This window comes from Paenibacillus spongiae (genome assembly GCF_024734895.1).
Taxonomy (GTDB): domain Bacteria; phylum Bacillota; class Bacilli; order Paenibacillales; family Paenibacillaceae; genus Paenibacillus_Z; species Paenibacillus_Z spongiae.
The window spans coordinates 6743140-6757507 of sequence record NZ_CP091430.1; the positions used below are offsets into that span (position 1 = coordinate 6743140).

The 14368-nt window shown below is 51.8% G+C and carries 12 protein-coding genes; 5 read left to right on the plus strand and 7 right to left on the minus strand.

What is annotated here, in order from left to right:
• Nucleotides 1–249: 249 nt before the first annotated feature.
• Nucleotides 250–1065 (minus strand): protein phosphatase 2C domain-containing protein, encoded by an 816-nt coding sequence (locus L1F29_RS30285; protein WP_258385724.1) that lies wholly within the window; start codon nt 1063–1065, stop codon nt 250–252.
• 464 nt (nt 1066–1529) lie between these two features.
• Here L1F29_RS30285 and L1F29_RS30290 point away from each other — a divergent pair, with 464 nt between their 5' ends.
• Nucleotides 1530–1952 carry an HIT family protein gene (locus L1F29_RS30290; protein WP_258385725.1) on the plus strand — a complete coding sequence of 141 codons (423 nt, stop codon included), beginning with the start codon at nt 1530–1532 and terminating at the stop codon, nt 1950–1952.
• Between the two features lie 104 nt (nt 1953–2056).
• Here the strand turns inward: L1F29_RS30290 and L1F29_RS30295 are convergent, their stop codons facing one another.
• From L1F29_RS30295 to L1F29_RS30320, 6 genes are all read right to left on the minus strand, one after another.
• Nucleotides 2057–4282, minus strand: coding sequence for a YhgE/Pip domain-containing protein (locus tag L1F29_RS30295; protein WP_258385726.1), 2226 nt, complete (start codon nt 4280–4282; stop codon nt 2057–2059).
• A gap of 82 nt (nt 4283–4364) precedes the next feature.
• Entirely contained in the window at nt 4365–4937 is a 573-nt protein-coding gene (locus L1F29_RS30300; protein WP_258385727.1) for a TetR/AcrR family transcriptional regulator, read from the minus strand.
• Nucleotides 4938–5176: 239 nt separating this feature from the next.
• Nucleotides 5177–5959 (minus strand): sugar phosphate isomerase/epimerase family protein, encoded by a 783-nt coding sequence (locus L1F29_RS30305; protein WP_258385728.1) that lies wholly within the window; start codon nt 5957–5959, stop codon nt 5177–5179.
• A gap of 267 nt (nt 5960–6226) precedes the next feature.
• The gene (locus L1F29_RS30310; RefSeq protein WP_258385729.1) at nt 6227–7648 is read right to left on the minus strand and encodes an aldehyde dehydrogenase family protein; all 1422 of its coding nucleotides are present in this window, start codon (nt 7646–7648) and stop codon (nt 6227–6229) included.
• 21 nt (nt 7649–7669) lie between these two features.
• Nucleotides 7670–8842 (minus strand): iron-containing alcohol dehydrogenase, encoded by a 1173-nt coding sequence (locus L1F29_RS30315; protein WP_258385730.1) that lies wholly within the window; start codon nt 8840–8842, stop codon nt 7670–7672.
• A gap of 16 nt (nt 8843–8858) precedes the next feature.
• Nucleotides 8859–9125, minus strand: a complete 267-nt coding sequence (locus tag L1F29_RS30320; RefSeq protein ID WP_258385731.1) for a hypothetical protein — start codon at nt 9123–9125, stop codon at nt 8859–8861.
• A gap of 432 nt (nt 9126–9557) precedes the next feature.
• Here L1F29_RS30320 and L1F29_RS30325 point away from each other — a divergent pair, with 432 nt between their 5' ends.
• The 4 genes from L1F29_RS30325 (at nt 9558) to L1F29_RS30340 (ending at nt 14309) form a co-directional block, all read left to right on the plus strand.
• Nucleotides 9558–10310, plus strand: coding sequence for an IclR family transcriptional regulator (locus L1F29_RS30325; protein WP_258385732.1), 753 nt, complete (start codon nt 9558–9560; stop codon nt 10308–10310).
• A gap of 610 nt (nt 10311–10920) precedes the next feature.
• Nucleotides 10921–12396 carry an ABC transporter substrate-binding protein gene (locus L1F29_RS30330; protein ID WP_258385733.1) on the plus strand — a complete coding sequence of 492 codons (1476 nt, stop codon included), beginning with the start codon at nt 10921–10923 and terminating at the stop codon, nt 12394–12396.
• Nucleotides 12397–12497: 101 nt separating this feature from the next.
• Entirely contained in the window at nt 12498–13442 is a 945-nt protein-coding gene (locus tag L1F29_RS30335; protein WP_258385734.1) for a carbohydrate ABC transporter permease, read from the plus strand.
• Between the two features lie 27 nt (nt 13443–13469).
• A complete protein-coding gene (locus L1F29_RS30340) occupies nt 13470–14309 on the plus strand; it encodes a carbohydrate ABC transporter permease (protein WP_258385735.1) in 840 nt (279 codons plus the stop codon).
• The last annotated feature ends 59 nt before the right edge of the window (nt 14310–14368 follow it).

Here is a 14368-nt window from a genome sequence, read left to right on the forward strand (position 1 = left end):
CTTCCCATTTCTCCCTCTACATCCTACATTCTGCATAAATATTTGGATGTAATGACGATGAATCGCATCGCTGCTTATATCCGATACCGTGTACATCCCCTTCTCTTGTCCTCCTAGGCGCTCATGCGCAGAGAGGCCCCTCCGCATGAGGCATTCGCCGATTGCGGAAGAAGCCTCACTACTCGCGCACATGCCCCGTCCAATCGACCGGCCATGAGGCGAACGCTTCTTAGTATATTGGCATCGCTTCTAGAAACGCAGCAAAAGACCTGTCTTGTCATCCTGATAACGGCCTTCCCGAATTTCTTCTTCGAGTAATTGATCGATGTAGGCTTGCAACCCTTGCTCGCTTACCTGCCGATAAACCTGCTCGGCCGTAACTCCCGGTCGATACAAGCCGTCCGAATGCAGCAGCAGACCTTGAAGCTCGGACCGGTCCACTTCGCCATATTGGATATAGTCGGCCGCCTCCTCCATTCCGTTCGCTACCGAATAGCCTTCGGGGGTGTTGGTCATGCTGCGTACGAACTGGGTTAGAAGCGGATCCTTGAGGAACTCTTCCTCCTCGGGCAGCTCGACTTGCTGACCGCGCAGCGTTTGACGGTAGCGCACCGCTCTCTCCTGGATGCCCTTCACGGAATCATGCGTCAGCGCCTCGATACGTCCGTCCTTGTATTCAGCAACAATCATACTGTCGCCCAATTGGGCATATTGGATGATGTTCCCCTTGATCCAAACGGCGACGACGCAGGTGGCCCAGTATTCATATCTGCGAGTCATATTAACGCCTGCTTCGACCATGAGGTCCCATAACCCTGCATTAGCAGCCAAGACCAGTTCCTTCAAATCATGTCCTTCATCGGGTGAATCGGCAGCCGCTTCGAAGCAAGCTTTGAAATGCTGTGCCGCTAAATAAGCGGCATTATGGCCTTCGCTGCTCCGATATTTACATACCGGCGTTACGCCATCCATCACGCTGAAGAGCTTCATCTCCCGGTCAATGCTGTAAGCATCCTCGCATTCTCTTTTTCTCGGACTTTGTAATTGATAAGCTCCCACAAGCATCGTGCGGCACCTCCTTCATGAATGTCTGACCCCTTCATAACGAAGCTTTTCCCTCTGCCCTGCTGTGAACAAACGTACCGCTATACCATATGATAGTTTCCCATGCCTGTCCAGCATGATCTGGTCAAAAAATAAAGAGGGCGCTTCAAACGTAAGCTTCTCAGTTATGGCGTTTATTGAACCCCAGCATAGGATTGTGCCCTTCCAGCGCTTCCTCATCAATATCGACGCCGAGCCCGGGCCTTTCGGCAGCTCGATATCTCCAACGTACAAATGAAAGCCTTTCGTACAGATACAGCCTATGATTGGGATTTTGAATTTGCTTACCTTACGCGTCTGCGGAGGGGAAGAAACGAACCCCAGCTCTTCGGCCCGGCACATCAAAGATATCACTTAGATAGGTTTGTTTCTAAAATTTGGTGTAATATTATATCTAAGCCGAGCTGATAAGGGAGAGAGCCTACATGTATTGTTTAGGTTGTAATTTAGCCAATCAAAGAGCACCGGTTCATGTCGTATTCGAAGATGATTATGTCTGCTGCTTCTTGGACCATAACCCCTATAATGAAGGACATGTCTTGATATTGCCTAAAAACCATATGAGGTACTTTGACGAACTTGATGAAAATACGGCAAATTCATTAATTAAAGCAGCTATGATACTATCAAAAGCAGTAAAAAGAGCGTTTGATCCCGATGGTATTACCGTTTGTCAAAACGGCGGGATTTTTGATGATCTCACTCATTTTCATATGCATATTGTTCCAAGATATGAGGGACAAAATTTTGCGGATTTCTACACAGAAGATGGAGAGGACCGCATAGAAGACGAAGCGAAGCTGGCAGAGACGAAAAGAAAAATTATCGAAGCTATAAGAGATCATTGATTTGTATTCATTTAGCTTAAATTTAAAAAAGTAAAGGTATTGGCTAAAAAGCCAATACCTTTATTAATGAATCATTCAATTGCCAGCGCGCACTGCCACGAAAGTTATGCAGTGGCAGCTTCTGTTCGCTGCGATTTGGTCTTACGGTAATGCGATACGAAGTATGCGATCGTGATTGCCATAAACAGGACAGTGAACGCCCCTAATATCGCGGCATTGGTCCACATGGATTGATAATCCCCGCTTGAAATGACATCCTTGAATCCCGCAACCGAGTAGGTCATCGGCAGCCAAGGCGTTACCTTCTGCAGCCAGTTCGGGATTAGCTCCAGCGGGAATGTGCCAGCCGAGCTGGTCAATTGGAAGATCAATATGACGATCGCAATGAATCGGCCCGGGTTCTGCAGCGTCGTCACGAGCAGCTGAACCAGCATCATGAACGTTATGCTTGTCATAATCGAGAATAGGATAAACAACGGTACGCTCGTCACATGCAGATCCAACAGCATCAGAATGACCGCATCCGCAATGAGCGCTTGAATCGTACCGGCTGCAATCAGCGTTAACGCCTTGCTCCAGTACCAGCTCAGACCGCTTGTCGGGCGAATCGCCGGTTCCTTGACCGAATAGACGATGGTCAGGAGCAGCGCCCCGACATATAGGCCAAGTGACAAGAAATACGGTGTGAAGCCTGTTCCATAGTTCGGTACCTCATTCACCCGCTCCACATCGGATTGTACTGGACCTGCAAACATATCGTACATGGAATCCGTTGCATGCAGCTCCGATGTCTTGGTGGAAGCGTCACTGAGCTTGCCGGACAGCTCATGCGAACCATCGTCGAGCTGGAGTAATCCTGTGCTTACCTGCTGGGCGCCGTCCTGCAATTTCTTCGAGCCGTCCACGAAAGGAGTCACATTATCCTTCAAGAGATTAAGCCCCTCGTGCAGCTCGACAGCACCGCCCGATAGCTGCTTCGCGCCAGCGGCCAGTTCGCTTCCGCCTTTCGCCGCTTCGGCAAGCTTGCCGCCAAATTGGTTCATGCCGCCCGTCAGCTGCTTGGCACCTGCGGCTACCTGCTGACCGCCGGCAGCTAGCTGATCTCCGCCGGCAGCAGCCTCCTTCAGCTTGCCATCGACGGATGTCATTCCGGCACTCAATTTGCCGAGACCCTCGTGCAGCTGTTTCGCGCCCGTGCTTAATTGCTCCTGCGCGGTCTTGGAGCCGGTCAGGCCCTCCGCCAGCTGCTTGCTCCCGGCCAGCAGCTTCTGAAAGCTCTCGTCCCCGGCAAGCTGCGCGTTCGATTGCGCCAGCTGCTCAAGCCCCTTGGCCAGCTGCGCGGCGCTCTGCTCCAGCTTCGCGGCTCCATCCTTCGATTGCTTAAGGCCGGCATCCAGCTTCTTGGCGGCTTCCTCCGCCGAATTCGAACTGCTTACCAGCGTCCCGCTTCCTGTGGACAGCTGCGACAAGCCGTCGCTTAACTTCTGAGAACCCGCGCGCAAGGATTCGGCGCCATCGCCGAGCGTCACCGCACCCGAGGCCAGCTTCTGCTGGGCGGCTTGCAGCTGGCTTAACCCGCTGGCCAGCTCGCTTGCGCCGCCGCTCAGCTTGGCCGTCGCCTGATCAAGCTTGGCACCGCCTGTCTCCAGCTTGACGACCCCTTCCTTCAACGACAGGGACCCGGCAACCATTTGTTTGAGGTTCTGCTCGATTAGAACAACGCCATCCTTCGCCTTGGTCGTGCCGTCGGCGAGCTTGCCTGCACCGTCGCTCGCCTGCCCGATGCCATCGGCCAGCTGCTCCATCTGTTCGAATACGGTTCTTGCGTAAACCTCCGTTATTTCTTTGTTCAGGGAGGCTTTCATCGTTTCCACGGCCGAATTCCCGATCTGGGAGGCCAGGAAGTTGAAGCCTTCGTTCGGAATAAACGTGAATTTGGCCGAGGACGGTGCATCGGATGTCAAGGTCGTCGTTTTCTCCGAGAAATCCTCAGGTATTTCGATTGTCATATAGTACGTATTGTCCGCCATCCCAGCCTTGGCTTCTTCCTTGGACACGAAGTTCCATTTGAACTGGGGATTTTCTTTTAACTCTTCCACAAAATCATTGCCGATATGCAAGGACGTTCCATTGAACTCGGTTCCTTTATCCGCATTCACGACGGCTACCGGCAGATCCTCCAGCCGATCGTACGGATCCCAGAACGCGGCTAGAAACATCGCCGAGTACAGAACCGGAATCAACAAGACGCCGATCACCGGGATCAGCACCTTGCGGTTGCTTACGATAGCCGATAGCTCGCTGCGGAATTGCTTGACACTTTTTTTCATTTGGTTACACCCACTCCTGTTTACTTAATGACCATTCAGGTCATTTGGTCAATCGAGATTGTAAAAAAATAGCTTCTTGTCTTTACGAAGCCAGTCCATCCTCTAAGTAGAGACGCAGCAGCTGGGCAACCTGACTTTTGTCCAGCGGTTCATGCGACTTCTTCCAATCTGCCGTTAACGCCACGAACAGCTTCAGCATCACGAATGCGGTCAGCTCCGGATTGCAGGGTTTAATTTCGTCTTTCTCCATCGCCTGCTCGACCTGCCGCCGGATATAGCTCACAATCGCATTCTCGATTTGCTGGATGCCCTCATGCGCCATCTGCGTGCTGATTTCCCTTACCTCCTGGGAGAGCTTCATAGCCAGCTCGTGCTCTTCCTGGAAATCCATCAGCCGCTCCAGCACCAGACTCATATTGTCGAAGAACCGGCGTTTCGGATCGACGGCCGCATCCGCAATCACCTTCAATTCTTGAATGAGAAGGTTCATGATTTCCTGAAACAGCTCTTCCTTGTTCGCGAAAAAGGTATAGATCGTTCCTTTGCCCACATTGGCGATCTTCGCTACCTGCTCCATCGTGGTGGCCTTGTATCCGAATAAAGCGAATGATTTCGACGCCGCTTCTACAATAAGCTCACGCCGGTCAACTGCCATTTCACCACTCCCTTAAAACTTAATGACCGTTTTGTTCATTTGGTCAATTCATGGAATGGACTTATTCTACCACGATCTTTTTCAGATCGCAATATTTCTCGAACCTGAATTTAATTTCCGCTGTCTTCATGGGGTACTATAACAAAAAGAAGCTCTTAACGGCATCATCCCAATACGCCGTTAAGAGCTTCTATATCTAACTTGCCGAGACTTTACGATCTCGAATGAACGTATGAAATTTAGAACAGAAACCTTGTCATATAATCGATCGTAAACTGTACGCCTTTATCGCCCAGCTCTCCGTGCCAATTGTGCGAATGCGGCTCGATGCTGAGTCCGCCGGAATAACCATGGCCGTACAGAACAGCCATGAACGTTCCCCAATCCGTCTGGTCCATTCCAGCCGGCGGATCGTCGAATCTCTGGCCGTCGATGATGACCGAGCCCTTGATGTGAATGTGACGGAAGCGGCTCCCCCAGTCACGCGCTTCCTTCAAGTAATCGCGGCCGGCATAGCGCGAGTGGGACGGATCGAATTTGATCCCAAGCTCCGGCAGATGACCATGGATGACCTTCCAGGCCAATTCATTGTCGACGAAGTTATTCCACGAACAGTTGTAAGCCGAAATTTGAACCCCTTTAGGCGCTCCGTATTCAATCAGCTTCCGAAAATAATCAATGGCGAACGAAGCGTTCGCATAAAAGGACAGCTCTTCGATATAATTGACTCCGCATACGAAATTCGAGCATCCCAGCTCCGCCGCCGTGTCGATGAGACGATAAGAGGTCTGCAGCTCTTCTTCTACGATCCCCTCTGCGCTAATCCGGTCCGAACCCCATCTTCCGATCGAGGCCACCTTCACGCCGGTCTCCTCGCTTGCTTGTTTCAACCCTGGTATGCTCGACAGGAACGCCTCCATGTCGCTGCCGACGTTAATGCAGAACTCCAAAAATTCCAGCCCTTTGGCTTGTGCCTGATGAAAGCTTGCCGCTTCGGGTGAAGCGATAATCCCCAGTTTCATTCCTTCATCTTCCCCTTCCTGGTCCATTCGCGGCAGACTTACATGTCTGCCATTACACCCACTTTACTGGTACCTGACGGAGAAAGATAGGCAGAAACTAGCCGTCTTTTTATACCATCGTGGCATCATCGCCTGATACTTCCAATCCCGCCCACAATCCTCTTCATGAAGGCTCGGGCCGTGCCGCGATAAGAAGCCATGCTGCATCATTGCCGCGGTCGCTGTTCCGAGGGATTCTGGAATTGAATGGTTACTCTTGCAATCCGCTTACAGCTGGAAGGAAACGAATTTGATTTCGGACATTTCCTCGGTCGAATACTTAATGCCTTCCTTGCCGATTCCGCTGTTCTTGACGCCGCCGTACGGCATTTGATCGACACGGAAGGAAGGAATGTCGTTGATAATAACGCCGCCCACTTCAAGCCGCTCAATGGCGTCGAACGCCTTCTTGATAGAAGTCGTATAAACGCCAGCCTGCAAGCCGTAGTCGGAATCGTTGACGAGCTCGATCGCTTCGTCCCACGTGTCGTACGCATTCACGTTGACGATCGGGCCGAAGGCTTCGCTGCAGGAAACCGTCAGCTTAGGATCCCCACCCGCGATAATGGTCGGATGGAAGAAGCCGCCCTCCCGCTTGCCGCCGCATGCGATCTCCGCTCCCGCTTGCGCCGCTTCCGTTACCCAACGCTCGATGCGCTCCGCTTCGCGCTCGTGAATCAGGGCCGAGATATCCGTCTCCTCGGAATGAGGATCGCCGGATACAAGCGCGGCAGCCTTCTCCTTCATGAGACGGAGGAATTCATCGAACAATTGCCGCTGGACATAAACGCGTTGGACCGAGATGCAAACCTGGCCGGCAAAATTGAAGGAGCCTTCCACGCAGCGCGCGGCTACCGGCGCCAGTTCCTCGGCGCTGTCCACGATGACGGCCGAGTTCGAGCCCAGCTCAAGCGTAACGCGCTTCAAACCGGCTTTCTCCTTAATGCCGAGGCCGACTTCCGCGCTGCCGGTGAACGTAATCATTTTGACGCGGGAATCCTTGACCAGAAGATCGCCGATTACGCCGCCGCTGCCCGTAACCACGTTAAGCGCGCCTGCCGGCAAGCCCGCTTCTTCGAACAGCTTCGCGGTCATCATCGCGCTCAGAGGAGTCTGAGAAGCCGGCTTCAGCACGACCGCATTGCCTGCCGCGAAGGCCGGCCCCAATTTGTGGGCGGTCAGATTGAACGGGAAGTTGAATGGCGTAATTGCCGCGATCACCCCGAGCGGCTCCCGCTTCGTATAGCCGAATCGCCCCGCCCCGGACTTGGCCGCATCCAGCGGGACCGTCTCCCCGTGAATACGCTTGGCTTCCTCGGCAGCGAATTTATAGGTTTCAATCGTCCGCGCGATTTCCGCTCTGGCCGCCTTCAACGGCTTGGCAGCCTCATCGGCCAATATGCGCGCGCAATCTTCCAATCGCTCTTGAAAGAGCTGGGACACCTTCTCCAGAATGGTGGAACGCTGCAGCGACGTAAGCCCCCGCATCGTGCGGGCTGCTTGCGCGGCGCTGGACAATGCCGCCTCCACGTCATCCTCGTCCGCCAGTGGAATTCTGGCAATCGATACTCCGCTGTAAGGAGAGCGAAGCTCGTAATGCCGCTTGCCTTCTACCCACTGTCCGCCGATATACATCTGTTTCGTCGTCATATGAAAGATCTCCTTAACCGTTTATTGACCTGCGTATGCTTTTTTATAGATCGATAATATTTTATCATACGTTAGTTTATACGGCGTGTTGGACAGCAGCCGGTCAACCCTGGAAGCCTGCTCGGCCAGCACCGGCAGCGACGCTTCGTCGACGCCAAGCTGCTTCAGCGAGCTCGGCAGATCCAGCTCGCCCAGCAGACGGTACAAATACCGGACGACTGCGTCCAGCGCATCGTGAGGCTGCTCTTCGAAGTCGCCCAGCTGCAGAAATTTCGCCACGTGAACCATTTGCTCCGTGCACGTTCTTCCCGTTACCTCGAATACGTAAGGCATCAGAAGAGCATTCGCCACACCGTGCTCGATATGATACTTGCCGCCCAGCGGATATGCCAATGCGTGAACGGCGCCTACGCCCGCATTCGCCAGCGATATCCCGGCCAGATTGCTGACCAGGCACATGCCGATCCGCGCTTCCAGATTGCTGCCATGGTGAACGGCGCGCGTAATGTGCTGCGGGAAGAGCTTCATGGCCTTCTCGGCATACATCCGGGTCATCGGAGTCGCGCGGACCGCAACATACGATTCAATCGCATGCGTGAACGCATCGACGCCGGAAGCCGCGGTAACCTTCGCCGGGCATGTGACCGTCAGCATCGGATCGATAATCGCCACATCCGGGAGAAGCATCTGGCTGACCAGTCCCCGCTTCAGCTCCTGTTCTTCATCGCCGAATATCGCGTTCATCGTGACTTCGGCCCCGGTACCCGACGTTGTCGGCAGCAGAATGCAAGGCACGGATCGGCTTTCAATAACCGCCGAACCGCTCAGATAAGCGGCCAGATCCGATTTATCCAACAGCGCAGCCGTTGTCTTCGCGACGTCCATGGCGCTGCCTCCGCCGATTCCGACGACAAGATCGCATCCTTCCCGCTGCAGGTTCCGGACCGTGCTTTCCAGCAAAGCAAAGGTCGGCTCGCCCTTGATATCCGTGAATACCGTCATCGGAATCGACAGCGGCTGAAGCAGGTCGATCACCTTCTGGACGAGCCCTGCGCCTTCGACGCCTTTATCGCTGATGAGCGCAATTTTGGCCGCCTTTCTCTGCCTGATTTCATCCGGCAAGGTTTGCAGGGCGTTGACGCCGAACCTTACTGCGCCCGGCATCCGAAAATCATAATAGCCAATAGTCGACATGATCGATTACCTCCTATTAGGTTATAAAAATCCAATCTTTATTGCTTCTCTGCACAATGCCCATTCGGCATCGGCAGGCATTGCCATACTCTCCAACGATATCGATGACGATCGTTTGGAAGAGGACGTGCATAAGAAGAGCAGCGCGCCGAACAGATCCTCCGCCTTCGCCGGGGCGTCCCGGCACGATCCAGGCGAATACGCGAGCATTAGGAAGCGCTTTCATTATATCGATCTCCGGCTGCGGGTTGGCCATCGTGAATACTATATTATTCTCTGCCATTTTATCATATCCTTTTCATAGTGAAGGCCCGCCTGTGAATACATCCGCCCCGCGGATCTCAGTTGCACATTTCCGGTATTGATCTCAACTCTATCGCTCTAATTATCCTCTCGCGCTAATTAATAAGGTAGAACTTCAGGCTGCCTTGATCCGGCCTTATTCGGTCCCTTTTTTACCTTTTCGCAACCGATTTGACGCTCGTCATGCATAGCCTTATATATAGAAATCTTTGTATTTCTTATTGAGAGGAAGGCTTTCCCCCCGGCTAATAGGAGTAGATAGATCCAGTAATAATTACTATAATTAGACATTTATGGTCTCTATTTTATAATTCTAGACATTACATTTCCTTGTATTGTAAACTGTACTCAAGAATAGGAGAACGGAGGTTATAGCCGTTCTTCTTTATCCAAGGAAGGGAGGTTCAGCCGAATGAAAGCGCAACCAACGAGGGTGAAATCGGCGGATCGTGTGATGGATATTCTAGAATTGTTTACAGGAGCGAAGGAGTCCTACAGCTTATCGGATATAGCCAGACTGCTCGATATGCCCCCAAGCAGCACGCATCAGCTTTTGCAAAACATGCTTTCCCGCGGATATCTGGAAACGGACAGCTCGGGCAAGCAATTCAGCATCGGCTATAAAATTTTTGAAATCAGCAGCATGTGTGCGAAAAATACGAATTTGGCGACCCAATTCGAGACCATCGGCGGCAGGATCGCCGAGGAAGTGAACGAAGGAATCATGCTGGGCATTCGCGCCGGCGATCATCTCGTCTATGTCGCGCAGAAGAATCCGCCCGATCCGCGCCGGTTTGCCATCCAGTTCTCGCAATCGCTGCCGCTGTACGCCTCCGCCTCGGGAAAAATATTGTTGAGCGGCCTTACCGAAACCATGATACGCAGGTTATATCCGATTGAAGATCTTCAGCCTCTTACGAATCTAACGATTACTACGGTAACCGGTTTGCTGACGGAGCTTGAAATGATCCGGAAGGAAGGTATTGCTTACAATCGCGGCGAGTCCGTGGAAGGCATCAGCTGCATTTCGGCTCCAATCTATAATTCGACAGGCAGCATCATTGCAGCGGTCAGCGTCTCGATACCCGATTTCCGCAAGACGGAGGAGATTTGGAATCGCGCGTTGAATAGTATACGAGAAGGGGGACGTTTGTTAAGCAGCTAGCTTCCTTCCGTCACAAACTTCGGTATGATAGATAACGTCATTCAAATTAACCTTAAAGACATCGTTTTGGTTGCTGGTATCGGACAGGATTACGGCGCACAAGCCTGCCTGCCTTCCGGTACTGCTATGGGAAGAGCTTGATTACTCCTTTCAAGGACGGAACGACCGTTTCTTCTTAGGCAGCAAGATCAGCTTTCACTTTACCAGCGGAACGATGTCTTTCATTTTTCGATACCGTCTTTTTTGAGCACCGCCCCTTTATTCCCCTTCTCACGACGATTACGTTAAAATGCAATGGCATCCCCGCCATACCGAGTCTTGCCGCCCGGTTCTCGCTGTCTGCCCGTTCCCCTTGTTACCTCTAAGCAAAGAGTCGCCCCCTTTTCCTACGTTCCATATGGAGCGGTCGTAAACACTCATGTAATTCACATATGCGAAATGTTTTCTCATTTATGAAAAAATTATTGACTAACCACTGAATTCATTATAGTATTTCAATATCAACAGAAAATGAAAGCGCAACCTGTTACTTTTTCTAACATCAAGAGTTTTGTATTCTCACTTTTCGAGTAGTGTGCTTGTCAAAATCTCGATGCCAGGAGGAAGCAAAATGAAGCATTCATCCAAGAAGTTGATGGTCGGCATGTTCGTAATCGTATTTCTCTTCACCGTAATTGTTGGCTGTAGCGGGGGCAACAACAATAAGCCTGCAGAGAACAAAGGCAACACTGGAAACACGGGTAACACCGGAAACAACGGCAGCGCTGCCGAAGGCGATGTTTATCCGGAGAACGGACTTTCCAAAACCGAGAAAGTCACCATCAAGTGGGGCTATTGGGAAAACGGCTACGGCCGTGCCTGGATGGACCATGCGGTTGAGAAATTTACAGAGAAATACCCGAACGTATCCTTCGATATTACCTCCTCCCCTGTCATCCGTGACTTAATCAGTACGAAAATGGCTGCCAAAAACGATGATGATATGTTTGACATCATCTCCCCGAGCTTCAACGGAGACGAAGGAACCATCGCCCAGAAAGCAGGACTGTTCGAAGATATGAGCGACCTGTGGGAGCGCGAAGTTCCGGATACGCCCGGCCTGAAGCTGAAAGACGCCGTTCTGGATAACACGATGGAATATGCGCAGAAGATCGACGGCAAATTCTATCAGATCCCGATGGGCGCCTACGCTCTTGGATTATTCTTCGACAAAACCCTCTTCAACGAGAAAGGCTGGAACCAAAATCCAAAGAACTACGAAGAATTTCTGGACTTGATGGAGACGATCAAGAATGACGGCATCGCACCCATAACGTATCCAGGCGTCTACCCGACATACATTTACTTCCCTTTCTTAATCAAACAGTTTGAGCTGGCTGACAAAGCAGGCAATATCGAGCAGTACACGAAGGATTTCAGACAAGGAATCAACATGTATTCCGCGCCTGAAGTGAAGGAATTCTGGACGCGCATGTATGAGATGGGCAAGAAAGGCTATTTCGTTGAAGGCGCTGCGGCCCTTAATCATACGCAATCCCAGATGCAGCTGCTTCAACATAAAGCCGCATTGGCCGCCACAGGCGACTGGGTTGAGAATGAAATGAAGGATGCCATACCGGAAGGATTCGAATGGGGCTTCATGGCGATTCCGTTCGAAGACTCCACGCAAAACAAGGTTTGGGTAGAGAACGGCATCGGCGCCGGCAGCTTGATGATTTGGAAGAACAAGCCGGATAACGTGAAGAAGTGGGCCAAAGAATTTGCGCTCTTCTTAATGACCAACGAAGTTCAGGCCGTTAACGGCGAGAACGGAATTTCCCCGATCCGCAAGGACTTCGCGGAGAACGAAGCAAACCTCGCGAAGCTGCAGGCTGCGCCGAGAGCCGTTCTGGAATACGTCAAGAATAATAACGGACAATTCGCTACCGGCGTTCGCGACGTCGCATTCGCAAGCCCTGACGCTGCGAAAGCGACCAAGATGCTGGAGGAGCTCATCATCGACGTGACGGCGGGCAAGAAGGATCCGCTGCCGGTGCTCGAAGAGGCGGATAAGCTGATGAAGAAAGTTCTGGAGTCGGAAAAGTAACACTTAGTAATATTTAGAAACACCTGATGAATGCGGGAGGGAACAAGTCCCTCCCCTTTCGTTCCAACATGTGCAGCGAAATCGCGGAAGGAGGTCGGTGTATGGCCCAAGTCGGAGCTAGTGTGCCCGCCGCACCCAAGAAGGTGTCATCGCTAAGCAAAAGAAAGGTTCAGATGACCCTCTTCGTTGTGCTGGCGTTAGGCCCCAGTTACTGTGGATATCTGCTATTCACCTTGTATCCGAACATCATGTCGGCTTATTACTCCCTTTTGGAATGGAATGGCATTACCGATCCGAAGTTTGTCTGGTTCGATAATTACGTGTATTTGTTTCAAGACCCTTACGTCTGGAGAGCGCTCGGCCATAACCTGCTGCTCATGGCTACGGTTCCCCTGCTGACGATTATCCCATCGATCTTTCTTGCCTATCTGATCAATGTGAAAGGCTATGCGGAATCCAATTTCTATAAAGTGATTTATTTCTTGCCGAATGTTCTGGCCGTTATCGTCATCGCGTTGATGTGGTCCTTTATATATGACGGCAGCAACGGGATGTTGAATGCCATATTGAATCTGCTGGGCATCGACAACAATGACTTCTACTGGCTGGGCTCCAAACGCACGGCGCTCTGGGCGCTTCTGCCGCCCTTGATTTGGGCGGGCGTCGGATTCTATGTCGTCATCTTCATGAATGCGATGAAGTCGATCCCGCATTCCCTTTACGAAGCTGCCATTCTCGACGGGGCCACCCACATGACCCGTTTGCGTAAAATAACGATTCCGTTGATCAGCCCGATCGTGCGGATCAGTACGCTGTTTCTCGTCCTCGGCGTATTCAAAGGGTTCGAAATCATGCTGATCATGACCAATGGCGGACCGGCCGGCTCCACGGAAGTCATCGGCTTGTATATGTTTAACATGGCTTTCGGCAAGAGCTCCCACAACTACGGCTATGCATCGGCCATCGGCATGTTCCTGTTTGTAGTCCTGGTCGTCGCGAAGCTGCTGATCGACAGATTCAGCCCGAAAGATCACGCCGAATTCTAGTCAACTCATTAAGGAAGGAGGCCAACCTTGGATACAAACAAACGCACCTTTATCGATATTGTTTGGCGGTTCATCATGTTACTGTGCGCGTTATCGGTTATCTTCCCGCTGCTGTGGATCGTGCTGGAATCTTTGAAAACGAACAAGGAGTTTTTCGCCAATGTCTGGGCACTGCCGGAAAAGCCGATGTTCGAGAACTATAAGAAAGCATGGGAATCGTACCACTTGGGCTCGACGCTGCTTAATACGCTGTACTATGTCGGTACCAGCTTGGTCTTGGGGACGTTCCTCACGGCACTTAGCGCCTACACGCTGACGCGTCTTCAATTCCGCGGACGCAATTTCATCTGGGGTTCGATTATGCTCTCGCTCTTCCTGCCGGGCATCAACGCGCTCGTCCCGCAGTACGTATTGATGCGCGATCTGAACCTGACCAACAGCCTGACTGGCCTTATTATATTGGACAGCTTCGGCGAAAGCGTCTTCTTCCTCATGCTGCTTGGCGGGTTTATGCAGTCGCTTCCGAAGGAAATGGAAGAAAGCGCCTATATCGACGGCGCATCCTTGTTCCAGGTCTTCATGCGCATCATCCTCCCGCTGTCCACGCCAGGCATCGTGACGGTGGCCATCTTTAAATTCCTCGGTTTGTATAATGCTTTCCTGGGGCCGTTCATTTATCTCAGCGACTCCTCGAAATATACGATTGGCGTCGCCATGTACCACGCCAATCAAATCATGCAATACAAAGCCGACTGGGTGACGCTGTTCGCCGGCGTGACGATCGCGATGATTCCGACCGTCGTTATCTATGTCATCTTCCAGAGGCAAATTGCCGAAGGCGCAACACTAGGCGGTCTTAAAGGTTAAGGTGCAAGACGTGCAAGTTACCGGTCGGATATCCGTTCAACGAATAATTGGAGCACAAA